The sequence below is a fragment of the Salipiger marinus genome (assembly GCF_035481585.1).
GTDB lineage: Bacteria > Pseudomonadota > Alphaproteobacteria > Rhodobacterales > Rhodobacteraceae > Salipiger > Salipiger marinus.
In genome coordinates, this window is record NZ_JAYKSL010000004.1 from 187,504 (window position 1) to 208,527 (window position 21,024).

At 65.1% G+C, this 21,024-nt stretch carries 26 protein-coding genes; 12 read left to right on the forward strand and 14 right to left on the reverse strand.

From position 1 onward, the window contains the following. The first annotated feature begins 39 nt into the window (after positions 1–39). Positions 40–351 (forward strand): H-NS histone family protein, encoded by a 312-nt coding sequence (locus VK682_RS07380; protein ID WP_089845839.1) that lies wholly within the window; start codon positions 40–42, stop codon positions 349–351. Continuing rightward, positions 351–1,055 (forward strand): purine-nucleoside phosphorylase, encoded by a 705-nt coding sequence (gene deoD / locus VK682_RS07385; RefSeq protein ID WP_230797331.1) that lies wholly within the window; start codon positions 351–353, stop codon positions 1,053–1,055. Before VK682_RS07380 ends, deoD begins: the two co-directional genes overlap by 1 nt. Before the next feature lie 81 nt (positions 1,056–1,136). Here deoD and VK682_RS07390 read toward each other — a convergent pair whose 3' ends face one another. From VK682_RS07390 to VK682_RS07455, 14 genes are all read right to left on the reverse strand, one after another. Next, positions 1,137–1,979 carry an urea carboxylase-associated family protein gene (locus VK682_RS07390; RefSeq protein ID WP_230797332.1) on the reverse strand — a complete coding sequence of 281 codons (843 nt, stop codon included), beginning with the start codon at positions 1,977–1,979 and terminating at the stop codon, positions 1,137–1,139. Between the two features lie 120 nt (positions 1,980–2,099). Beyond that, a complete protein-coding gene (locus tag VK682_RS07395) occupies positions 2,100–2,291 on the reverse strand; it encodes a hypothetical protein (protein WP_230797334.1) in 192 nt (63 codons plus the stop codon). Between the two features lie 63 nt (positions 2,292–2,354). Continuing rightward, the gene (locus VK682_RS07400; protein WP_230797335.1) at positions 2,355–2,501 is read right to left on the reverse strand and encodes a hypothetical protein; all 147 of its coding nucleotides are present in this window, start codon (positions 2,499–2,501) and stop codon (positions 2,355–2,357) included. Between the two features lie 199 nt (positions 2,502–2,700). Continuing rightward, entirely contained in the window at positions 2,701–3,480 is a 780-nt protein-coding gene (locus tag VK682_RS07405) for a succinate dehydrogenase iron-sulfur subunit (protein WP_089845843.1), read from the reverse strand. 3 nt (positions 3,481–3,483) lie between these two features. Then, the gene (locus VK682_RS07410; RefSeq protein ID WP_230797336.1) at positions 3,484–4,338 is read right to left on the reverse strand and encodes a hypothetical protein; all 855 of its coding nucleotides are present in this window, start codon (positions 4,336–4,338) and stop codon (positions 3,484–3,486) included. A gap of 81 nt (positions 4,339–4,419) precedes the next feature. Next, positions 4,420–4,743 carry a hypothetical protein gene (locus VK682_RS07415; protein WP_230797337.1) on the reverse strand — a complete coding sequence of 108 codons (324 nt, stop codon included), beginning with the start codon at positions 4,741–4,743 and terminating at the stop codon, positions 4,420–4,422. Continuing rightward, positions 4,728–5,087 (reverse strand): hypothetical protein, encoded by a 360-nt coding sequence (locus tag VK682_RS07420; RefSeq protein ID WP_230797338.1) that lies wholly within the window; start codon positions 5,085–5,087, stop codon positions 4,728–4,730. Before VK682_RS07420 ends, VK682_RS07415 begins: the two co-directional genes overlap by 16 nt. 86 nt (positions 5,088–5,173) lie before the next feature. Continuing rightward, on the reverse strand, positions 5,174–6,979 hold the full coding sequence (gene sdhA, locus VK682_RS07425; RefSeq protein ID WP_089845846.1) for a succinate dehydrogenase flavoprotein subunit: 1,806 nt from the start codon (positions 6,977–6,979) through the stop codon (positions 5,174–5,176). 16 nt (positions 6,980–6,995) lie between these two features. Beyond that, positions 6,996–7,367: a succinate dehydrogenase, hydrophobic membrane anchor protein gene (gene sdhD, locus VK682_RS07430; protein ID WP_089845847.1), complete on the reverse strand. Its 372-nt coding sequence runs from the start codon at positions 7,365–7,367 to the stop codon at positions 6,996–6,998. A gap of 11 nt (positions 7,368–7,378) precedes the next feature. Then, positions 7,379–7,774: a succinate dehydrogenase, cytochrome b556 subunit gene (sdhC, locus tag VK682_RS07435; protein ID WP_089845848.1), complete on the reverse strand. Its 396-nt coding sequence runs from the start codon at positions 7,772–7,774 to the stop codon at positions 7,379–7,381. A gap of 247 nt (positions 7,775–8,021) precedes the next feature. Then, entirely contained in the window at positions 8,022–9,053 is a 1,032-nt protein-coding gene (locus VK682_RS07440; RefSeq protein WP_089845849.1) for a MaoC family dehydratase, read from the reverse strand. Beyond that, entirely contained in the window at positions 9,053–9,256 is a 204-nt protein-coding gene (locus VK682_RS07445; protein ID WP_089845850.1) for a DUF1737 domain-containing protein, read from the reverse strand. The genes VK682_RS07440 and VK682_RS07445 overlap by 1 nt, the downstream gene beginning before the upstream one ends. A 4-nt stretch (positions 9,257–9,260) precedes the next feature. Then, positions 9,261–9,806 (reverse strand): NnrU family protein, encoded by a 546-nt coding sequence (locus tag VK682_RS07450; RefSeq protein ID WP_230797340.1) that lies wholly within the window; start codon positions 9,804–9,806, stop codon positions 9,261–9,263. A gap of 35 nt (positions 9,807–9,841) precedes the next feature. Next, positions 9,842–10,693, reverse strand: coding sequence for an HpcH/HpaI aldolase/citrate lyase family protein (locus VK682_RS07455; protein ID WP_230797341.1), 852 nt, complete (start codon positions 10,691–10,693; stop codon positions 9,842–9,844). Between the two features lie 243 nt (positions 10,694–10,936). Here VK682_RS07455 and VK682_RS07460 point away from each other — a divergent pair, with 243 nt between their 5' ends. The 10 genes from VK682_RS07460 to VK682_RS07505 all read left to right on the forward strand — a co-directional run bounded on the left by VK682_RS07460 (position 10,937) and on the right by VK682_RS07505 (position 21,021). Beyond that, positions 10,937–11,242: a hypothetical protein gene (locus VK682_RS07460; RefSeq protein ID WP_324781613.1), complete on the forward strand. Its 306-nt coding sequence runs from the start codon at positions 10,937–10,939 to the stop codon at positions 11,240–11,242. A gap of 330 nt (positions 11,243–11,572) precedes the next feature. Next, a complete protein-coding gene (gene mdh, locus VK682_RS07465) occupies positions 11,573–12,535 on the forward strand; it encodes a malate dehydrogenase (protein WP_089845854.1) in 963 nt (320 codons plus the stop codon). Positions 12,536–12,813: 278 nt separating this feature from the next. Continuing rightward, positions 12,814–14,007 (forward strand): ADP-forming succinate--CoA ligase subunit beta, encoded by a 1,194-nt coding sequence (gene sucC / locus VK682_RS07470; protein WP_089845855.1) that lies wholly within the window; start codon positions 12,814–12,816, stop codon positions 14,005–14,007. Positions 14,008–14,012: 5 nt separating this feature from the next. Continuing rightward, positions 14,013–14,417 (forward strand): hypothetical protein, encoded by a 405-nt coding sequence (locus VK682_RS07475; RefSeq protein WP_230797348.1) that lies wholly within the window; start codon positions 14,013–14,015, stop codon positions 14,415–14,417. A 1-nt stretch (position 14,418) separates the two neighbouring features. Then, the gene (gene sucD / locus VK682_RS07480; RefSeq protein WP_089845857.1) at positions 14,419–15,303 is read left to right on the forward strand and encodes a succinate--CoA ligase subunit alpha; all 885 of its coding nucleotides are present in this window, start codon (positions 14,419–14,421) and stop codon (positions 15,301–15,303) included. 120 nt (positions 15,304–15,423) lie between these two features. Further along, positions 15,424–18,393 (forward strand): 2-oxoglutarate dehydrogenase E1 component, encoded by a 2,970-nt coding sequence (locus tag VK682_RS07485; protein WP_324781614.1) that lies wholly within the window; start codon positions 15,424–15,426, stop codon positions 18,391–18,393. A gap of 4 nt (positions 18,394–18,397) precedes the next feature. Next, positions 18,398–19,939, forward strand: coding sequence for a 2-oxoglutarate dehydrogenase complex dihydrolipoyllysine-residue succinyltransferase (gene odhB, locus VK682_RS07490; RefSeq protein ID WP_324781615.1), 1,542 nt, complete (start codon positions 18,398–18,400; stop codon positions 19,937–19,939). Between the two features lie 66 nt (positions 19,940–20,005). Next, complete coding sequence (locus VK682_RS07495; protein ID WP_324781616.1) at positions 20,006–20,239, forward strand: hypothetical protein; 234 nt, start codon at positions 20,006–20,008, stop codon at positions 20,237–20,239. Next, on the forward strand, positions 20,236–20,628 hold the full coding sequence (locus VK682_RS07500) for an MAPEG family protein (RefSeq protein ID WP_089845861.1): 393 nt from the start codon (positions 20,236–20,238) through the stop codon (positions 20,626–20,628). The genes VK682_RS07495 and VK682_RS07500 overlap by 4 nt, the downstream gene beginning before the upstream one ends. Before the next feature lie 3 nt (positions 20,629–20,631). Beyond that, a complete protein-coding gene (locus VK682_RS07505; RefSeq protein ID WP_230797352.1) occupies positions 20,632–21,021 on the forward strand; it encodes an MAPEG family protein in 390 nt (129 codons plus the stop codon). The last annotated feature ends 3 nt before the right edge of the window (positions 21,022–21,024 follow it).

Genomic DNA, 21,024 nt, shown 5'->3' on the forward strand with positions numbered 1-21,024 from the left:
CGCCAGTTTCGCAAAAGGCTATAAAAAAAGGAGTAGACCATGAACGCAGATCTTGACTCTCTTTCGAAGGACGAGCTGATCCAGCTGAGAACCGACGTGGAAAAGGCCCTGAAAACCATCGACGCGCGCCGCAAGGCGGATGCAAAACGCGCCGCAGAGAAGGCCGCAAAAGAATACGGGTTTTCGCTGGATGAAATCCTTGGCGCCGCCACCGGCAAAACCACCAAGGGTGCTGCAAAATACGCAAATCCCGCCAATCCGGAACAGACCTGGACCGGGCGCGGGCGCAAGCCGAACTGGGTGATCGAAGCGCTGGATAACGGCAAGTCGATCGAGGATCTGGCGATCTGATGACGATCCATATCGGGGCTGACCCGGGCGATGTGGCGGAAACCGTCCTCATGCCCGGCGATCCGCTGCGCGCGGAATGGGTGGCGCAGACCTTCCTCACCGAAGTGCGCTGCATCAACCGCCTGCGGGGCATGCTGGGCTTCACCGGGCTGTGGCAGGGCCACCGCGTTACGGTGCATGGCTCCGGCATGGGGATGGCCAGCCTGTCGATCTATGCCAATGAACTGATCCGCGATTACGGCGCAAAAACCCTGATCCGGATCGGCTCCTGCGGCGCGATGCAGCCTGATGTGCAATTGCGAGATGTCATTCTTGCAATGACCGCCACCACGCTGTCCACGCCCTCTTCCGGGATCTTCCGGGAATTGAACTTTGCCCCCTGCGCCAATTATCCGCTGCTGCGTGCGGCGGCGGATGCGGCCATGGCGCGCGGAACGCGCTGCCATGTCGGGGGCATCTATTCCTCGGATGTATTTTACGACGAACGCCCCGACCTGAACGAGATCATGACCCGTCATGGAATATTGGGCGTCGAAATGGAAGCGGCGGAACTTTACAATCTAGGCGCGCGCCATGGGGTCCGCACTCTCGCTGTTCTGACCGTGTCGGATCATCTGCTCACCCATGAGGCGCTGCCCGCAGCCGACCGTCAAAGCTCTTTTGCCGATATGGTGGAAATAGCGCTAACTGCCGCCTTTTCCTGAAATCCGGAGTCCCGGCAAAATCGAACAATTTTCTGGCATTGCCCTGTGATCCCGGTCACGGGGCAATGCTTTTGCGCCCCGTCAGCCGTGACTCCGGTCATAGCCATTGACCGGCGGCGGCGCCCAGCCTGCCAGCAGATCCGCAGGTGCTGCAAGGATCTCCACCTCCAGCGGATAGCAGGCGGCGGCGTCCGAACTGTGCTCGCTGGAACAGTCCCCGCCCGGACAGGCGCTCAGCGCGCCCAGCAGATCAATCTCGGCAAAGAAGGTCAGCGTGTCGCCGGGCCGCACCGGGCTTGCCTTCATGAAATACTGCCCCGTGTCGCGGGTAAAGCCGGTGCACATGAAGACGTTGAGCACATCCTGCACATATCCCTCCGCCGCCGCACGGCTCTGCCCCGTGGCCTCGGCCAGCGCGCGGGTCAGGTTGGAATGGCAGCAGTGGTGATAGGCCTGTCCGCTCAGCAGATGGTGGGTATAGGGATCGCAGCGGGTGCCGATCACGTCATGCACCGCCCCGCCGAACGCGTCGATGCCATACCAGTCCAGACTGTCCTGCACGAGCGTCGCCATGGGCCGCAGCGTCGGAAAGCCGGACCACATCCGGTCCCCCACCCCCAGATGCGAGCCATGCAGCGCCCGCGTCTTGCCGGAATAGAACCGTTCCGACAGATCGGCAGCGTTCCACAGGTTCAGATCGCCGACCTGCGGACCCTCCGTGCAGCGGATGCGGAAAAACCCGCCCGCAGGCACCCGAAAGGCGCAGGCCTCGCGCGGGGCGGCCACGACCTTGTCCACCACCTCCGCCGCCGCCAGCGCCTTGGCGTAAAGCGCCAGATCGGGCGCGGGCAGGGTTTCGACCGGATAACAGATCACCGGCGCCACGGCGCGGCGGGCTTCGGCATCAGCGGGGTCAGGACACATGGCTCGCTCCTTTTTGCGCAGCAAAGCCCGGCGCGCCCGCCCGTGCAAGCCCGTCGCGTCTTCTGACCCCAAATATCCCGGGGGAGCCGCGCGGCACGCGCGGCGGGGGCAGCGCCCCCGTCACGGATCGGGCCGGAAACAGGTCTCGGGGGTCTTGCCGCGCGGGCCCGTGGTCTTTGCGCCGCAATAAATGCAGCGCCACTGGCTGTCGCCCTCGCGCCGCGTCTCCCGCCAGCGGCAGAGGCGGGTCTTGCGGTTGGTGAAGATCAGCAGCAGCACAAAGGCGATGACGAGGCCAAGGGCAACAATCACCCTGCGCCTCGTCGGGAACGATGTTTATTCATGACGCGCAAGATGGCCCGAAGGCCCCTCGGGTCAAGCCGCCCGGTAATAATCCGGGGCGCCCAGATCCTCGCGCGGCTCGGCCTCCGCTGCGGGCACAAGCCGGGGCTCAGGCTGGTAATAGCCATAGGCCTGCTCCAGCGCGGCGCGGGCTTCGGCGGGAGTGACGGTCTTGGTCATCGGAGTCATCCTTTTCTGCGATCCAGCAAGCTCCCCCTCGCCCCGTCACATAAGGCGCCGCGCCGGGCCGTGCACCGGTTGATGCTGCAACTGCGAAATGCACCCAGCGCAACCGTGCCCCAGCGTCATGCCCGATCCAAAGAAAAGGCGCCGCACCCGGACGGGTACGGCGCCATGTCAGAACGGCAAAGCCCGCAGATCAGACGTGCCGGTTCAGCATCATCTTCTTGATCTCGGAAATCGCCTTAGCCGGGTTCAGCCCCTTGGGGCAGGTCTTGGCGCAGTTCATGATGGTGTGGCAGCGATAAAGCTTGAACGGATCCTCAAGATCGTTCAGCCGCTCGCCGGTCGCCTCGTCACGGCTGTCGATGATCCAGCGATAGGCGTGCAGCAGCGCGGCCGGGCCCAGATAGCGGTCGGAATTCCACCAGTAGCTCGGGCAGGCGGTCGAGCAGGAGGCGCACATCACGCATTCATAAAGCCCGTCCAGCTTCTTGCGGTCCTCGATGGACTGGCGCCATTCCTTCTGCGGACGATTGGTCTTGGTTTCCAGCCACGGCATGATCGAGGCATGCTGCGCATAGAAATGCGTCAGGTCGGGGATCAGATCCTTGACCACCGGCATATGCGGCAGCGGATAGATCTTCACCTCGCCCTTGATCTCGTCGAGACCATAGATGCAGGCCAGCGTGTTGATCCCGTCGATGTTCATGGCGCAGGATCCGCAGATCCCCTCGCGGCAGGACCGGCGGAAGGTCAGGGTGGGATCGACCTCGTTCTTGATCTTGATGAGCGCGTCCAGAACCATCGGGCCGCACTTGTCCATATCAAGGAAATAGGTGTCGACCCGCGGGTTCTCGCCGTCATCGGGCGACCAGCGGTAGATCTTGAAGGCCCGGACATTGGTCGCGCCCTCGGGCTTCGGCCAGGTCTTTCCGGTCCGGATCTTGGAATTCTTGGGAAGCGTCAGTTGCACCATGGCTCAGGACTCCTTGGCTGAAAGAGTGGCGTTCGCGCGGGGACGGCGGGCATAACGCGCCTGCCGCCGGAGATAGTTGATACGTCGGCGCAGGCGAAGCAGATGATGCGAAAGGCGCAGGCGCGTGCCGTCAAGCCACACATCCTCCGCCAGCGTCGGCACCTTGCGGGTGCGCATCTGGCGCGCCGCCTTGGCCTCGTAGTCATCGAGGCAGTCGAAGTATCGCTGGTCCACCACGGCCTCGCCCTGATGTTCCACATGAAAGTCGATCACATGCGCGGTCAGACCGCGCGCCTGCGCCTGCTGCACCAGATCCAGCCCGTAAAGGTGAAACCCGGTCAGATCGCAGGAGGGCGCCACCAGCCGGTCGCGACGCAGCAGGATGAAATTCTCATCCACCACATCCACCTCTGCCGGAAAGGGGCCGCGCGCCTGATTTAGCCGCCAGCGGTCACTGATGCGGATGACATACCGCCCGTCCCGGCGTCCGGCATTGGCCGCGATGGCCCAGCGGGGTGCTGCGGCGTCCAGCTCGGCCAGTCGCGCCTCCAGCACGCGGCGGTCGTCCTGCAGGGCCAGGACATCCTGATGCAGGCAGATCAGGTAGCTGCCGCGCGCCTCCTGCAGCAGCCGGTTCAGGCCGGAATAGGCATCAAACTGATTGCCGTCGCGGTTGTCGACATACAGGAATTCCGCAACATCCGGGGTAAAGCCGCGCGCCACGAAGCTGGACACCATGGCCGCATACTGATCGGGGCGGGTGACAAGGCTGAGAAACGAAAACCGCAGCGGCGCCTCGGGAGCGGCACCGCTGACCGCGCGTGCGGGCAGCCCGGCAAGGGGGCAGCCGCTGCTCATGCCGTGACCCCGAAACAGCCGCACCGCCGGCCAGTCGACCGGGTCAAGGCAGCAATGTCACGGAACATCAGGCCAGCCATGTCAGAACCCGGCCAGCAGCGCGGGCACCGCCTGCTGCCCGAAGCAGCGCAGCGTTTCGGGTTTCTGCGCGATCTCGGTCACGATCTGCACCGAGCTTGCGGTGGGCCCGGTGACCGCTTCGCTGGCCAGCGCATAGATCTGCGTGGCATTGGCGTTGTTGATCAGGCAGTCGATGGCGGGCTGCACCGGCACGCCGGGAAACCGCTCTGCCACCACTTTTGCGGTGGTGGACCGGGCGGCCTGACGGGCGATCTGGTCCTGCGTCTGGGCCGAACAGGCGGCCAGCAGCGGCAGGAGGGCAGCAAGGATCAGAGTCCGACGCAATAGGTGGTTCCTCCATAAAGCACGGATGCCCCCGGCGGGCAGTGAGCGCCGCGCGCCGGGCTGGCCGCGGGCGTAGGGCTGCGCAGGCCTGCGCTCCGCGAGGGCGGGGTGCCATAGGTATAGGTCCGGACCGTGGCGCCGTCATTCTGGCGAAGGTCCACCCGGTGGTCGCCCGCCACAGGCCCGGTTTCGGGTGTCGCGGGAAGCGCGCCTGTGGTGCGCGCCCGCACGCAGGCGTTGAGCGCATCGGCGCCCTCCTGCGTGCCGTCCGGGCCCGGCGTCGCCACCGGAACCGGCTGCCCCGCCGGGTAGCTGTAGCTGCCCGGCAGGGAGATCTGAAGCATGCAGCCCACCATCGGATCGCGGGACGCGCCAGTGGCGCAGGCGGGAAGCCCGGCCAGCGCGACCAGTCCGATGAGGCGCGGACCGATCAAAATGTCCGGGCCTTAGGTGCGATCTTGGCAAGGCTGATGCCGCCCTCGGCTTCGCTGGTCAGCGGATCCAGCACCACCGGACGCTGGCTCAGCGTCACCTTGACCCCATCCACATGCGCGATGGTGTGCACACGCCAGTTGTCGTCGTCGCGCGTCGGGTAATCCTCGTGGGCATGCGCCCCGCGGCTTTCCTTGCGCGCCTCGGCGCCAACGATGGTGGCCAGCGCATTCGGCATCAGGTTGGTCAGTTCGAGGCTTTCCATCAGGTCGCTGTTCCAGACAAGGCTGCGGTCGGTGACCTTGATGTCGGCCATCTTGCCCGCCACGGCGGTCATCTTGTCGACCCCGTCTTTCAGCGTCTTGTCGGTGCGGAACACCGCCGCGTCGGCCTGCATGGTCTTCTGCATCTCCAGCCGCAGTTCGGCGGTGGGGATGGCGCCATCGGCGTGGCGCAGCGTGTCGAAGCGGTCAAAGGCCTTGTCCACCGACGGCTTGTCAAAGGCCGCCACCGATGCGGCGCGGTCCACGACCTGCCCCGCCCGGATCGCTGCGGCCCGGCCGAACACCACAAGGTCGATCAGCGAGTTCGAGCCCAGCCGGTTCGCCCCATGCACAGACGCGCAGCCCGCCTCGCCCACGGCCATCAGGCCCGGCACGATGGCATTGGGATTGTCGGCGGTGGGGTTCAGCACCTCGCCCCAGTAGTTGGTCGGGATGCCGCCCATGTTGTAATGCACGGTGGGCAGGACCGGGATCGGTTCCTTGGTCACGTCGACGCCCGCAAAGATCTTGGCGCTTTCCGAAATGCCGGGCAGGCGTTCGGCCAGCGCTTCCTTGGGCAGGTGCGACAGGTTCAGGTGGATATGATCGCCATGCTCGCCCACGCCGCGGCCTTCGCGGATTTCCATGGTCATGCAGCGCGAGACATAGTCGCGCGGCGCCAGATCCTTGTAGTTGGGGGCGTAGCGTTCCATGAACCGCTCGCCTTCCTTGTTGGTGAGGTAGCCGCCCTCGCCCCGCGCGCCTTCGGTGATCAGGCAGCCCGAGCCATAGATGCCGGTCGGGTGGAACTGCACGAATTCCATGTCCTGCAGCGCCAGACCCGCGCGCGCCACCATGCCGCCGCCATCGCCGGTGCAGGTATGCGCCGAGGTGGCGGAGAAATAGGCCCGGCCATAGCCGCCGGTCGCCAGCACCACCATCTTGGCGTTGAAGACATGCATGGTGCCGTCGTCAAGCTTCCAGCAGACCACGCCCTGACACACGCCGTCGGGCGACATGATCAGGTCGATGGCGAAATATTCGATGTAGAATTCCGCGTTGTTCTTCAGCGACTGGCCATAAAGCGTGTGCAGGATGGCGTGGCCGGTGCGGTCGGCGGCGGCGCAGGTGCGCTGCACCGGCGGGCCTTCGCCAAATTCGGTGGTGTGGCCGCCAAAGGGGCGCTGGTAGATCTTGCCCTCTTCGGTGCGCGAGAAGGGCACGCCGTAATGTTCCAGCTCATAGACCGCGGCGGGGGCGGAACGGGCGAGGTATTCCATCGCATCGGTATCGCCCAGCCAGTCGGACCCCTTCACGGTGTCATACATGTGCCACTGCCAGTTGTCCGGGCCCATGTTGGCAAGGCTCGCGGCGATGCCGCCCTGTGCCGCGACGGTGTGCGACCGGGTCGGGAACACCTTGGTCACGCAGGCCGTGCGCAGCCCCTGCTCGGCCATGCCAAGGGTCGCACGCAGGCCGGCACCGCCTGCCCCCACGACCACGACGTCATAGTCATGCGTCTCGTATTCGTATGCAGCCATCTTTGCGGTCTTTCTCTCAGAGAGCGATCTTGGCGAGCGCGAAGAGCCCGGCGGCGGTCAGAGCGTAGCTGAGCCCGATCACCAGCATGATCAGCAGCTTGCGGGTGCTGCCTTGGGTGTAATCCTCGATCATCACCCGGGCGCCCTTGTGGAAATGCTGCAGGCCCACCACCAGCACCAGCCCGGTCAGGATCGCCGGAAACGGCCGCTGGAAGGTCGCCAGCGCGGCGTCATAGCCGGATCCCAGCGCATTGCCGAAGATGTAGAGGAAGGTAGGAACCATGAAGGCCAGAGCAACGGAGCTGACGATCATATACCAGTGATGTTCGGCCCCGCTATGGGCGGAGCCCTTGCCCACGGCGCGCTTGCGGTCGGTCAGGTAACGCATCGGTTGCTCCCTCAGATCCAGAACAGCAGGACGGTCAGCACGGTCAGCACCACCGAGCCATAGATGCAGGCCCAGCCGAGCTTTTCGGCGGTGGGAATGTCCAGCGCCTTGCCCGCGTCGAACGCGAGATGCCGCAGCCCGGCAAGGTAGTGATACCACATGCCCCAGAGCGACAGCAGCATCACCAGATTGCCCACCCAGCTGGTGATCCACCATTCGGCGGTGGCAAAGGCCTCGGGCCCGGCGGCCAGCGCCAGCAACCACCACACCATCGCAAAGGTGGCGACGATCAGCGCGTTGCCAGTGATGCGGGTGAGAATGGAGCTCATGGAGGTGAGCTGAGGTCGGTAATAGGGCCCGATCATGAAAGGGGAGAGCGGGCGTTGGATCCGGTTCTCGTCGGCCATGGCTTGTCCTTTGTGTTCCCTTGTGGCCGGTTTCTACCGGCTTTTCCCCTGCCCTGTCACGTCGCTGCACATGCATTGATCGCATTTTTTGCCGTGATAGCGAAAAAATGAGGGGCTAATGTGATCACAGCCTGAAAACCGTGATCACATTTGCGGCGCTAACGGATTCCCTAGCGGAATGATCGCCTTTTCCAGAAGGTTGCGCCCCACGGCGGGCGGGACGCGGCAGCGACTCAGGCCGCTGCGGCTAAAGCGGCATCAGCGCCCAGTAGTCCAGATCCAGCAGGACATGCGGCAGATAGCGGCCATCCTCACCCCTCAGCTCGAAGGGGGCTCCGCCGCTTGTGGCCACCAGCCGCAGCCGGATCGCGCCGACCCCGGGGGCCTTGGTTTCCGCCTTGTCCAGCACCTCGGACCACGCCCGGACCGTGGTCCCGGCGAAACAGGGATTGGCATGGGCGCCGCCGTTCAGCCCCACGATCATCTGCGCATTGGCCAGCCCGTTGAAGCTGAGCGCGCGGGCCAGCGACATCACATGCCCGCCATAGATCAGCCGCCGCCCGTCCTCGCGGAAGGTGGCGTCGAAATGCACCTTGGCGGTGTTCTGCCACAGGCGCGTGGCGAGCATATGCTCTGCCTCCTCGATGGTGACGCCGTCGACATGGTCGATGGTCTCGCCCACGGCATAATCGCCCCAGCGATGCGGCTCGCCCGCCTGCGCAAAATCATAAGCGCTGAAATCCAGCCCCTGCGGGATGACCAGATCCGCCGCCTGCAGCGCCGGCTTCAGATCGGGCACCACCGGATCCGGGGCGGGCAGGCCTTGGTCCTGCTTGCGCACCAGCACCCAGCGCACATAGTCCAGCACCAGATCGTCACGCTGGTTGCGCCCTTCGGTGCGGACATAGACCACCCCCGACCCGCCGCTGGAGGTCTGTTTCAGCCCGATCACCGTCGAGCGCGCCCGCAGCGTGTCGCCCGGCATCACCGGATGGTGCCAGCGGCCCTCGGCATAGCCCAGATTGGCCACCGCGTTCAGCGACACATCCGGCACGGTCTTGCCGAAGACCAGATGGAACGCCGCCAGATCGTCCAGCGGCGCGGCGGGCAGCCCGCAGGCGCGGGCAAACTCGTCCGAGGAATAAAGCGCATGCCGCGCGGGATAAAGCGCGTGATACAGCGCCCGTTCGCCGCCGCTGACCGTGCGCGGCACGGCATGCTCGATCACCTGACCCAGCCGGTAATGCTCGAAAAAGCGGCCCGGATTGGTCTTGGCCATCACTGCGCCCCCAGCTTCGTCTCGGGGGTGTAGATGCCCGGCGCCTCCTTCACCACGGCCTGCCCGCAGCGCATGACGCCATTCGCGGCGTCAAAGGCATAGGTCGGGCTGCCGTGAAGCTCCCAGCCCTTGTTCAGGGCGTCGGTGACCTTGTGGCAGAAGGCCGACGTGTCGTCAGCACTCAGAAAACGATAGAGTTTCATGAACTTATCCGAAGGTTGGGTAGCCAAGAAGATAATGCACGGCGACAATCGCCCCATAGACGATCACGGTGCCGACCAGCGCCATGATTTCCTTGCGCGCCGGGAAGGGGCCGGTGGGCCGGGTCCACGGGGTCTGGCGGTTGATGAGGATCACCTCCACCACCGCCCAGGCCAGCAGGCCGCCGAACAGCACGAAGGAGGGCACGTCGCCATTCACCAGCAGATGCGCTACCGCCCAAGCCTTGACCGCCGTCAGCTGCGGATGGCGGATGCGGGCGGTGATCGCGGTCTTCATGCCCGAGGCGGCAAAAAGATAGACGGCAAACAGCGTCAGCAGGTTGTTGAGGCCTACGGTCGCCGGGTGCCGCCCCCAGACAAACGCGCCATCGGCCATGCGGTAGCCAAGGATCATGAGGACAAGCCCCGCCAGAATGCCTGCGGTGGCAAGCCCGCGCCCCTTGGGGCCGATGGCTGCGCGCTGCGCCGGGGCCAGCCGTTTCCACAGATGGGCGCCGGACCAGAGGAGCAGACCTAGGATGAGGATCAGCATGGGGAACTCCTGTTCAATCTGCGCCCACCCTCGCCTTATTGTGCCAGCGCGGCAATGGCTTCGGCACGGGCCAGCAGCGATTTCGCCGTGGCCACATGCAGGTTCTCGACGATGCGGCCATCGACCACGGCAACCCCCTGCCCCTCGGCGGCGGCGGCCTCATAAGCCGCGATCTGCCGACGTGCGAGGTCGATCTCCGCCTCGGTGGGGGCAAAGGCGGCATTGGCGATCTCCACCTGCGCGGGATGGATCAGGGTCTTGCCGTCAAAGCCCATGTCGCGGCCCTGATCGCATTCGGCGCGCAGCCCGGAATCGTCCTTGAAGGCGTTATAGACCCCGTCGACGATGATCCGGCCATGGGCTTTGGCGGCCAGCAGGCACAGCTGCAGCGCGGTCAGCATCGGCAGGCGGTCGGCGCGGAAGCGGGAATTCAGCTCCTTGGCCAGATCATTGGTGCCCATCACCATGCCCGCCAGCCGGGGATGCGCGGCGATGGCGGCGGCGTTCAGCATGCCGCGCGGCGTTTCCATCATGGCCCAGAGCGGTTTGCCGGTCAGGGCGGCCAGCGCGTCAAGCTGCGCGGGGCTTTCCACCTTGGGCAGCAGCACCGCGTCGCAGTCCATGCTGGCGGCGGCGCGGGCATCCGCCTCGCCCCATTCGGTGTCGAGCCCGTTGATCCGCACGATCCGCGTGCGCGCGCCATAGCCGCCCATGGCCAGCGCCGCGGTCAGCGTCGCACGCGCGGCGGTTTTTTCGGCGGGGGCGACCGCGTCTTCCAGATCGAAGATGACCGCATCCACGGCAAGGCTGCGCGCCTTGTCGAGCGCGCGGTCCTTGGAGCCGGGAATATACAGCACCGAGCGGTAGGGGCGAAGCGCGAGGTCCATGGTTTCCTCCCTTGAGAAACAAAGTTGCGTGATAGGGGCCATTATTTGCCGAAAAATGCAAGCACCCTGTCGCTGCAATGCAGAGAAAGGCGCAGCGCGCGCTCCGGTTAACCTCTCCTTCGGGTTTTGGGAGGAGAGTGAGGGCAGAGACAAAAGCACGGCGGGAAGCGGGCAAGGATCTGGTCAGGGGACATGGGGGCAGGACCGCGGCAGCGGATCCGTCCAAGCCGAAAGGGTGACACGATGAGCTGGAAAATGGCACTCGGGGGGCTGGGACTGGCGATCTGCGCCGCACCCGCCCTTGCACAGACCCCTGCCTGTGCGCCCCGCGATCAGGTGGTGGACCAGCTGGCCCGCCGCTATGGCGAGGTGCCGCAATCCATCGGGCTGGGCAGCGACAATGCGGTGATGGAGGTCTTCGCCTCGGCAGAGACCGGCACATGGACCATCACCGTGACCACGCCCGCGGGCCTGACCTGTCTGCTGGCCAGCGGACAGGCTTTCGAGGTGGCGGCGGCGCTGCTGACCCCGCCGGGCAGCGATGCCTGAGGTCTGGCGCGCTGGGGGCTCTGCCCCCGTCCGCGCCTGCGCGCGGCCTCCCCCGGAGTTTGCCGGGCAAGATGAAGGCGCGCAGATTCGAGGCGGGACAGGCCCGGACGCGGCGGCGGGTGATGCCGGGCCGGGCAGACCGGCGCAGGGGGCATGCCCGCCCCGCAGGCGAGGTCGGCGAGTAAGGCGTTGGAATGGCGATGTTTAGCGCAAACAATGTCCGGCTCATCCTCTGCCGCTTCCGAAACGCCGCTGTGCAGCGCCCTTGCACGCAGGGCCGCAAGCCCTTACGCAAGCGGCGGACTTCACAATGGAGCGGAGAACAGATCCATGGCCAGACCCAAGATCGCCCTCATCGGCGCGGGACAGATCGGTGGCACGCTTGCCCACCTGGCAGCCCTGAAGGAGCTGGGCGACATCGTGCTTTTCGACATCGCCGAGGGTACGCCCGAAGGCAAGTCGCTCGATATCGCGGAATCCGGCCCCTCCGAAGGGTTTGACGCCAAGCTCAAGGGCACTCAGGACTACGCGGATATCGCGGGGGCCGATGTCTGCATCGTCACCGCCGGTGTGCCGCGCAAACCCGGCATGAGCCGGGACGACCTGCTGGGCATCAACCTCAAGGTCATGAAATCCGTGGGCGAAGGCATCCGCGACAACGCGCCGGACGCTTTCGTGATCTGCATCACCAACCCGCTCGACGCCATGGTCTGGGCGCTGCAGCAGTTTTCGGGCCTGCCCGCGAACAAGGTCTGCGGCATGGCCGGCGTGCTCGATTCCGCACGCTTCCGCCACTTCCTCAGCCTTGAATTCGACGTGTCCATGAAGGACGTGACCGCCTTCGTTCTGGGCGGGCATGGCGACACGATGGTGCCGCTGGTGCGCTATTCCACCGTGGCGGGCATCCCCCTGCCCGATCTGGTGGACATGGGCTGGACCACCAAGGACAAGCTGGACGCGATCGTGCAGCGCACCCGCGACGGCGGCGCCGAAATCGTGGGCCTGCTGAAGACCGGGTCGGCTTTCTACGCCCCCGCCACCAGCGCCATCGAAATGGCCGAAGCCTATCTGAAAGACCAGAAGCGCCTGCTGCCCTGCGCGGCATGGTGTGACGGCGAATTCGGCCTGAACGGCATGTATGTGGGCGTGCCCACCATCATCGGCGCCGGTGGCATCGAGAAGATCGTCGACATCAAGATGACCAAGGACGAACAGGCGATGTTCGACAGCTCGGTCAGCGCGGTGAAGGGTCTTGTGGAGGCCTGCAAGGGCATCGACTCCTCGCTCGCCTGAGCCAGAACGCACCCCGACGGAGGGCTCCGGCTGCGGAAACGCGCCGGGGCCCTTTTTCTATTCTGCACGCTCCGGTTGCGATACGGATGATTCTGAAGGCTGACGGCGCTAACGGATTCCACGGGGGCGGAACTATGTGATCACACCCCGGAAACCTGTGATCACATTGACCGGAATTTTTCCGCCAATCTTCGCTTTGTGCAAGATTTCCCTTCGCAGGCAGGGGGAAGGCGGCTTATACCACCCCCGAAATCGCAGCAAGACGGGAAGAGTCTTCCATGAACATTCATGAATATCAGGCGAAAGCGCTTCTGCGCGACTATGGCTGCCCGGTTTCGGACGGCCGCATCGTGCTTTCCGCCAATGAAGCCAAGACCGCTGCCGGCGCGCTGGACGGTCCGCTCTGGGTGGTGAAAGCGCAGATTCACGCGGGCGGCCGGGGCAAGGGCAAGTTCAAGGAAGCCGAGGCTGGTGAAAAAGGCGGCGTCCGTCTTGCCAAATCGGTGGAAGAAGCCGCCGAGGAAGCCAAGAAGATGCTGGGCAAGACGCTGGTGACCCACCAGACCGGTCCGGCGGGCAAGCAGGTCAACCGCGTCTATATCGAAGACGGTTCGGACATCGAGCGCGAGCTGTATCTGGCGCTGCTGGTGGACCGCGTGACCAGCCGCATCTCTTTCGTCTGCTCCACCGAAGGCGGCATGGACATCGAGGAAGTGGCGGCCTCCACCCCGGAGAAGATCCTGTCCTTCTCGGTCGATCCGGCCACCGGCTACCAGCCCTATCACGGCCGCCGCGTCGCCTTCACGCTGGGTCTTGAAGGCCCGGCCATGAAGCAGTGCGTCAAGCTGATGGGTCAGCTCTACAAGGCCTTCGTCGAGAAGGACATGGAGATGCTGGAGATCAACCCGCTGATCCTCATGCCCGGCGGCAACCTCAAGGTTCTGGACGCCAAGCTCGGCTTTGACGGCAATGCGATGTATCGCCAGCCCGACATCGCCAACCTGCGCGACGAGACCGAGGAGGATTCCAAGGAACTCGAAGCCTCCAAGTATGACCTGAACTACATCGCGCTTGATGGTGAGATCGGCTGCATGGTGAACGGCGCGGGTCTGGCCATGGCGACCATGGACATCATCAAGCTCTACGGGGCCGAGCCTGCCAACTTCCTCGACGTGGGCGGCGGCGCCACCAAGGAGAAGGTGACCGAGGCGTTCAAGATCATCACCTCCGACAAGAACGTGAAGGGCATCCTCGTCAACATCTTCGGCGGCATCATGCGCTGCGACGTGATCGCCGAGGGCGTGATCGCCGCGGTCAAGGAAGTTGGCCTGCAGGTGCCGCTGGTGGTGCGTCTTGAAGGCACCAACGTGGAACTGGGCAAAGAGATCATTGCCAATTCCGGCATGAACGTGATCGCCGCGGACAACCTCAGCGACGGTGCCGAGAAGATCGTGAAGGCTGTGAAGGGCTGAACGGCATGGCGCTGATCGCAAGAATCGACCCTCCGCTGGACGTTGACGCGGACGGGGTCGCGCAGATCCACGCGCGGCCCTACGGCGCGGCAGATGCCATGACCGGAGAGGAGATCTTTGTCTGGACCTCCGAACGGTCCGGCGGGCACGGGCTGGCCGCGCGCGGCACGGTCCTCGAGGCCCGGATCGACAGCTTCGCCAACACGGCGGGCGACGGCACGCACAAGGAGCTTGTGCTGGCCGTCCGGATCACCCACGGCGCGCCGCTGCGCCCGCTGGATCTGGATCAGGTCGCCCCGCCTGCCGATGGCGATGCCGCAAGGCCCATCTACGCGCATGCACTCAACAAAATCACCTCGCTGGAGCCCGATGTTGCAGGCTTCGTGAGGTCGCATTTCGAGGAAGAATGAAATGGCAGTTCTCGTAAACGAACACACCAAGGTCATCTGTCAGGGCATCACCGGCTCGCAGGGGACTTTCCACTCCGAACAGGCCATCGCCTATGGCACCAAGATGGTCGGCGGCGTGACCCCCGGCAAGGGCGGCACCGACCATCTGGGTCTGCCGGTCTTCAACTCGGTCCACGAGGCGAAGCACGTGACCGAAGCCAATGCCTCGGTGATCTATGTGCCCCCGCCCTTCGCGGCCGATTCCATCCTCGAGGCGATCGACGCCGAGATGGAGCTGATCGTCTGCATCACCGAAGGCATTCCGGTGCTGGACATGATGAAGGTCAAGCGCGCGCTGCTGAACAGCAAGTCGCGGCTGATCGGGCCGAACTGCCCGGGCGTCATCACCCCCGATGCCTGCAAGATCGGCATCATGCCCGGCCACATCCACCGTCGCGGCTCGGTCGGCGTCGTGTCGCGTTCGGGCACGCTGACCTACGAGGCGGTCAAGCAGACCACCGATCTGGGTCTGGGCCAGTCCTCTGCCGTGGGCATCGGCGGCGACCCCATCAAGGGCACCGAACATATCGATGTGCTCGACATGTTCCTTGATGACCCGGAAACTCAGGCCATCATCATGATCGGCGAAATCGGCGGCTCCGCCGAGGAAGAGGCTGCGGCCTTCATCGCCGAGCAGAAGAAAAAAGGCCGCTGGAAGCCGATCGCGGGCTTCATCGCGGGCCGCACCGCCCCTCCGGGACGCCGCATGGGCCATGCCGGCGCCATCGTCGCCGGTGGCAAGGGCGACGCGGAATCGAAGATCGAGGCGATGAAATCCGCCGGAATCGTGGTGGCAGACAGCCCGGCAACGCTGGGTGAGGCTGTCATGAAGGCGATCAACGCCTAAGTTATGTCTGAGGGGCGGCTCCGGCCGCCCCTGAGCCCCTGTCCGAAGCCGCCCGGTCGGGCCCCGTTGCGGGGGGTCGCCCAGGCTGCTTCACCGATCGGTCGAAAAGGAATACGCGCAATGACGGATCAAAGCTCAAACGACCAGTTTCACGCCCTCAGCTTCATGCAGGGCGCGAACGCGGAATATCTCGAACAGATGTATGCCCGCTACGCCACCGACCCCAAGGCGGTGGACGAGGCCTGGGCCGAGTTCTTCCGCGCGCTTGGCGATGACGAGACCAGCGTGAAGAAAGAGGCGCAGGGCGCCTCGTGGCAGCGCGCCGACTGGCCGCCGGTGCCCAATGACGACCTGACCGCCGCGCTGACCGGCGAATGGCCGATGGCCGCCCCCGCCGAAGCCAAGGGCGCGGGCCGCAAGATTGCCGAGAAGGCCGCCGAAAAGGGCGTCAACCTGAGCGACGATCAGGTGAAGCGTGCCGTGCTGGATTCCATCCGCGCGCTGATGATCATCCGCGCCTACCGCATCCGCGGCCATTTCGCCGCCGATCTGGATCCGCTGGGCCTGCATGGCCGCGACCCGCATCCCGAGCTTGACCCCAAGGCCTATGGCTTTGCCGAGGCCGACATGGACCGGCCCATCTTCATCGACAACGTGCTGGGGCTGCAGGTGGCCTCCATGCGCGAGATCATGGGGGTGCTGAAGCGGACCTATTGCGGCACCTTCGCGCTGCAATACATGCATATTTCCGATCCCGAACAGTCGGCATGGCTGAAGGAGCGGATCGAGGGCTACGGCAAGGAAGTCAAGTTCACCGGCGAGGGCCGCAAGGCGATCCTCAACAAGATGGTCGAGGCCGAAGGCTTCGAAAAGTTCCTGCATGTCAAATACATGGGGACCAAGCGCTTTGGTCTTGATGGCGGCGAAAGCCTGATCCCGGCGATGGAGCAGATCATCAAGCGCGGCGGCGCGCTGGGGATCAAGGAAGTGATCTTCGGCATGCCGCACCGGGGCCGTCTGTCGGTGCTGGCCAACGTGCTGCAGAAACCCTACCGCGCGATCTTCAACGAATTTCAGGGCGGCAGCTTCAAGCCCGAGGATGTGGACGGGTCGGGCGACGTGAAATACCACCTCGGCGCCTCCTCGGACCGCGAGTTCGACGGCAACAAGGTGCACCTGTCACTGACCGCCAACCCCTCGCACCTCGAGGCGGTGAACCCCGTCGTGTTGGGCAAGGTCCGCGCCAAGCAGGACCAGCTGGGCGATGGCGACCGCAAGCAGGTGCTGCCCGTGCTGCTGCATGGTGACGCGGCCTTTGCGGGTCAGGGCGTTGTCGCGGAATGTTTTGCGCTCTCGGGCCTGCGCGGGCACCGCACCGGCGGCACCATCCATATCGTGGTGAACAACCAGATCGGCTTTACCACGGCGCCGCATTTCTCGCGTTCCTCGCCCTACCCCACCGACAACGCGCTGGTGGTCGAGGCGCCGATCTTCCACGTCAATGGCGACGATCCCGAGGCGGTGGTGCATGCCGCCAAGGTCGCGATCGAGTTCCGCCAGAAATTCGGCAAGGACGTGGTCATCGACATGTTCTGCTACCGTCGCTTCGGACATAACGAAGGCGACGAGCCCATGTTCACCAACCCGATCATGTACAAGCAGATCAAGGGTCACAAGACCACGCTGACGCTCTACACCGAACGGCTGGTCAAGGACGGTCTTATCCCCGAGGGCGAGATCGAGGACATGAAGGCCGCGTTTCAGGCCAAGCTCAACGAGGAATTCGAGGCGGGCAAGACCTACAAGCCCAACAAGGCCGACTGGCTGGACGGGCGCTGGTCGCATCTGGATGCCCAGAAGGAAGGCAATTACCAGCGCGGCGAGACCGCCATCAAGGAAGAGACCCTTGCAGAGATCGGCAAGGGCCTGACCACCGTGCCGGAGGGCTTCCCGCTCCACAAGACGGTGGGCCGCTTCCTTGAAGCGCGGGCGCAGATGTTCGAAAGCGGGCACGGCTTCGACTGGGCCACGGCAGAGGCCATGGCCTTTGGCGCGCTGCTCACCGAAGGCTATCCGGTGCGTCTGGCCGGTCAGGACAGCACGCGCGGCACCTTCTCGCAGCGCCATTCCGGCCTGATCAATCAGGACACCGAAGAGCGGTACTACCCGCTCAACCACATCCGCGAGGGTCAGGCCCGCTACGAGGTGATCGACAGCGCGCTGTCCGAATACGCGGTGGCCGGGTTCGAATACGGCTATTCGCTGGCGGAACCCAATGCGCTGACCCTGTGGGAAGCGCAGTTCGGCGATTTCGCCAACGGCGCGCAGATCATGTTCGACCAGTTCATCAGCTCGGGCGAATCCAAGTGGCTGCGCATGTCCGGCCTCGTCTGCCTGCTGCCGCATGGTTACGAGGGTCAGGGGCCGGAGCACAGCTCGGCGCGTCTGGAACGCTTCCTGCAGATGTGCGGGCAGGACAACTGGATCGTCGCGAACGTCTCGACCCCGGCGAACTACTTCCACATCCTGCGCCGCCAGCTGCACCGCAGCTACCGCAAGCCGCTGATCCTGATGACGCCGAAATCCCTGCTGCGCCACAAGCTGGCCGTGTCGGATGCCGCCGATTTCTCCACCGGGTCGAGCTTCCACCGCGTGCTCTGGGACGATGCCGAAAAGGGCCATTCGGAAGCCAAGCTGGTGGCGGATGACAAGATCCGCCGCGTGGTGATGTGCGCGGGCAAGGTCTATTACGACCTGCTGGAAGAACGCGACGCCCGTGGCATCGACGATGTCTATCTGCTGCGGATCGAACAGTTCTACCCCTTCCCGGCGCTGAGCCTCGTCAAGGAGCTGGAGCGGTTCAAGGGCGCGCAGATGATCTGGTGTCAGGAAGAGCCGAAGAACCAGGGCGCCTGGACCTTCATCGAGCCGAATATCGAATGGGTGCTGGGCCGCATCGACGCGACCCACAAGCGGCCTGTCTATGTGGGCCGCGCCACCTCGGCCTCGCCCGCGACGGGTCTGGCCAGCCAGCACAAAGCACAGCAAGAGGCGCTCGTGAACGAGGCGCTGACGATCGAAGGGAACTGAAACGATGACGACCGAAGTGCGCGTCCCCGCGCTGGGCGAATCCGTGACCGAGGCGACCGTGGCCACCTGGTTCAAGAAACCGGGTGACAGCGTCGCCGTCGACGAGATGCTCTGCGAGCTTGAAACCGACAAGGTCACCGTCGAAGTGCCCTCGCCGGTGTCCGGCAAGCTTGCGGACATCGTGGCGCAGGAAGGCGACACCGTCGGCGTCGATGCCCTGCTGGCCAATATCGCCCCTGCAGGCGAAGCCGGGTCCGAGACCGTCGAGGAACGGCCCTCCGCCAAGAAGGCCGATGACAAGGCCGCTGCCGCCGCCGCCGCCTCCGGCACCGAGGTCAAGGTGATGGTGCCCACGCTGGGTGAATCCGTCTCCGAAGCCACCGTCGCCACATGGTTCAAGAAGGTGGGCGACAGCGTCGCGCAGGACGAGATGCTGTGCGAACTGGAAACCGACAAGGTGTCGGTGGAAGTGCCCTCGCCCGCCGCAGGCGTGCTGGGCCAGATCCTTGCCGAAGAAGGCAGCACCGTGCAGGCCGGTGGCCAGCTGGCCGTGCTGACCTCGGGCGATGGCGCGGTGAAACCCGCCGCCGAAGTGCCGGGCGACACCCAGTATGACACGCCCCCCGCTGGCAATGCCGGGCCCAAGGGCGATATCGAAGATGCGCCCTCCGCCAAGAAGGCCATGGCAGAGGCCGGTCTGTCGCGCGATCAGGTCAGCGGTTCGGGCCGGGATGGCCGGGTGATGAAATCGGACGTGTCCGCCGCCGTCTCCGCCGCCAAATCGGCACCGGCCCCCGCTGCCGCCCCCGCCAGCGCGCAGCGCGCCCCCAGCCCCGCCGAGGATGCGGCGCGCGAAGAACGGGTGAAGATGACCCGCCTGCGCCAGACCATCGCCAAGCGGCTCAAGGACGCGCAGAACACCGCCGCCATGCTCACCACCTATAACGAGGTGGACATGACCGAGGTGATGTCGCTGCGCAACACCTACAAGGACCAGTTCGAGAAGAAGCACGGCGTGCGTCTTGGCTTCATGTCCTTCTTCACCAAGGCCTGCGTGCATGCCCTGAAAGAAGTGCCCGAGGTCAACGCCGAAATCGACGGCACCGATGTGGTCTACAAGAACTTCGTCCACATGGGCATCGCCGCGGGCACCCCGCAGGGGCTCGTGGTGCCGGTGATCCGCGACGTCGACCAGAAAAGCTTCGCCGAGATCGAGAAAGAGATCGGCGAAAAGGGCAAGCGCGCCCGCGACGGCAAGCTCAGCATGGCGGAAATGCAGGGCGGCACCTTCACCATCTCCAATGGCGGCGTCTATGGCTCGCTGATGTCCTCGCCCATCCTGAACCCCCCGCAGTCGGGCATCCTCGGCATGCACAAGATTCAGGACCGGCCCATGGTCATCAACGGCAAGATCGAGATCCGCCCGATGATGTATCTGGCGCTCAGCTACGATCACCGCGTCGTCGACGGCAAGGGCGCCGTGACCTTCCTCGTCCGCGTCAAGGACGCGCTCGAGGATCCGCGCCGCCTGCTGATGGATCTGTGATCCGATGACCTTCGCGCCCCGCCCGATCCGGCGGGGCGCGCCCCCGACCGGCGAAAGGACAGCCCCATGAGCCAGCAGCTTCTGCTTCGCTTTGACGCCTTCGACCAGACCCGGTTCGATGACGATGCCGAAACCCGTGCCGCTGCGGGCCTGACGCTGCTGCAGCTCTGGACCGCCGAGGGCGCCACCCGCTGGGCGCTGTTCTCGGTCAATGACGCCGCCAAGGCGCGGAACTGGCTGTCAGAGACCGGCGCGCTTGGCCATGGCCCCGCCGAGTCGCATTTCCTGAGGACGGCATGACCCCGGAACTGGCCGCCCTTGCCGCCAGCGTGCTGGTGCATCTGGCCGCCGTGATGTGGTCGCAGCAGGCGCTGAACGGCGATATCGGCAAAGACGGCAATGTCGGCACCCGCGAAAACCTCGAGGCGCGGATCTCGCCGCGCACCGCCCGCCTGCGCCGCGCGCTCGCCAACCATGTGGAAAACACCGGGCTCTTCATCATCGCCGTGGTGCTGGTGCAGATGACCGGCAGCAGCAGCTGGCTCACCGCCACCGCCGCTTGGGTCTATGTGGCCGCCCGCGCGCTCTATCTGCCCGCCTATGCCTTCGGCTGGGTGCCATGGCGGTCGCTTATCTTCACCGCAGGACTGCTCGCCACCCTCCTGATGATCGTCGCGAGCCTGATCTGAGCCATGACGCCCGAACTGACCGCCCTCACCCTCGCCGCCCTGCTTCAGGGCCTGCAGTTCCTGCTGTTCTCGATCCTCGCCCAGCGTCAGGTCGGCCCGAAATACGCGGCCTCCCCCCGCGATCAGAAACGCGAGCTGACCGGCTATGCGGGCCGCGCGCAGCGGGCGCTGCAGAACCATTTCGAAGGGCTGATCCTGTTCGGCATCGCCGCCGGGGTGGTGACCTTCGCCGATCAGGGCAACGCGCTCACCGGGGCCTGCGCGCTGGTCTATCTGGGCGCCCGGGTGCTCTATGTGCCCGCCTATCTCTTCGGCTGGACGCCGTGGCGCTCGCTGATCTGGGCCATGGGCTTTGCCGCCACCATGATCCTGCTGATCGCGGCGCTGACATGACCC

Coding starts and splice junctions, on each gene's coding strand:
- VK682_RS07380 (WP_089845839.1), top strand. CDS start 40: ATGAACGCAGATCTTGACTCTCTTTCGAAGGACGAGCTGATCCAGCTG.
- deoD (WP_230797331.1), top strand. CDS start 351: ATGACGATCCATATCGGGGCTGACCCGGGCGATGTGGCGGAAACCGTC.
- VK682_RS07390 (WP_230797332.1), bottom strand. CDS start 1,979: ATGTGTCCTGACCCCGCTGATGCCGAAGCCCGCCGCGCCGTGGCGCCG.
- VK682_RS07400 (WP_230797335.1), bottom strand. CDS start 2,501: ATGACCAAGACCGTCACTCCCGCCGAAGCCCGCGCCGCGCTGGAGCAG.
- VK682_RS07405 (WP_089845843.1), bottom strand. CDS start 3,480: ATGGTGCAACTGACGCTTCCCAAGAATTCCAAGATCCGGACCGGAAAG.
- VK682_RS07410 (WP_230797336.1), bottom strand. CDS start 4,338: ATGAGCAGCGGCTGCCCCCTTGCCGGGCTGCCCGCACGCGCGGTCAGC.
- VK682_RS07420 (WP_230797338.1), bottom strand. CDS start 5,087: ATGCTTCAGATCTCCCTGCCGGGCAGCTACAGCTACCCGGCGGGGCAG.
- sdhA (WP_089845846.1), bottom strand. CDS start 6,979: ATGGCTGCATACGAATACGAGACGCATGACTATGACGTCGTGGTCGTG.
- sdhD (WP_089845847.1), bottom strand. CDS start 7,367: ATGCGTTACCTGACCGACCGCAAGCGCGCCGTGGGCAAGGGCTCCGCC.
- sdhC (WP_089845848.1), bottom strand. CDS start 7,774: ATGGCCGACGAGAACCGGATCCAACGCCCGCTCTCCCCTTTCATGATC.
- VK682_RS07440 (WP_089845849.1), bottom strand. CDS start 9,053: ATGGCCAAGACCAATCCGGGCCGCTTTTTCGAGCATTACCGGCTGGGT.
- VK682_RS07445 (WP_089845850.1), bottom strand. CDS start 9,256: ATGAAACTCTATCGTTTTCTGAGTGCTGACGACACGTCGGCCTTCTGC.
- VK682_RS07450 (WP_230797340.1), bottom strand. CDS start 9,806: ATGCTGATCCTCATCCTAGGTCTGCTCCTCTGGTCCGGCGCCCATCTG.
- VK682_RS07455 (WP_230797341.1), bottom strand. CDS start 10,693: ATGGACCTCGCGCTTCGCCCCTACCGCTCGGTGCTGTATATTCCCGGC.
- VK682_RS07460 (WP_324781613.1), top strand. CDS start 10,937: ATGAGCTGGAAAATGGCACTCGGGGGGCTGGGACTGGCGATCTGCGCC.
- mdh (WP_089845854.1), top strand. CDS start 11,573: ATGGCCAGACCCAAGATCGCCCTCATCGGCGCGGGACAGATCGGTGGC.
- sucC (WP_089845855.1), top strand. CDS start 12,814: ATGAACATTCATGAATATCAGGCGAAAGCGCTTCTGCGCGACTATGGC.
- VK682_RS07475 (WP_230797348.1), top strand. CDS start 14,013: ATGGCGCTGATCGCAAGAATCGACCCTCCGCTGGACGTTGACGCGGAC.
- sucD (WP_089845857.1), top strand. CDS start 14,419: ATGGCAGTTCTCGTAAACGAACACACCAAGGTCATCTGTCAGGGCATC.
- VK682_RS07485 (WP_324781614.1), top strand. CDS start 15,424: ATGACGGATCAAAGCTCAAACGACCAGTTTCACGCCCTCAGCTTCATG.
- odhB (WP_324781615.1), top strand. CDS start 18,398: ATGACGACCGAAGTGCGCGTCCCCGCGCTGGGCGAATCCGTGACCGAG.
- VK682_RS07495 (WP_324781616.1), top strand. CDS start 20,006: ATGAGCCAGCAGCTTCTGCTTCGCTTTGACGCCTTCGACCAGACCCGG.
- VK682_RS07500 (WP_089845861.1), top strand. CDS start 20,236: ATGACCCCGGAACTGGCCGCCCTTGCCGCCAGCGTGCTGGTGCATCTG.
- VK682_RS07505 (WP_230797352.1), top strand. CDS start 20,632: ATGACGCCCGAACTGACCGCCCTCACCCTCGCCGCCCTGCTTCAGGGC.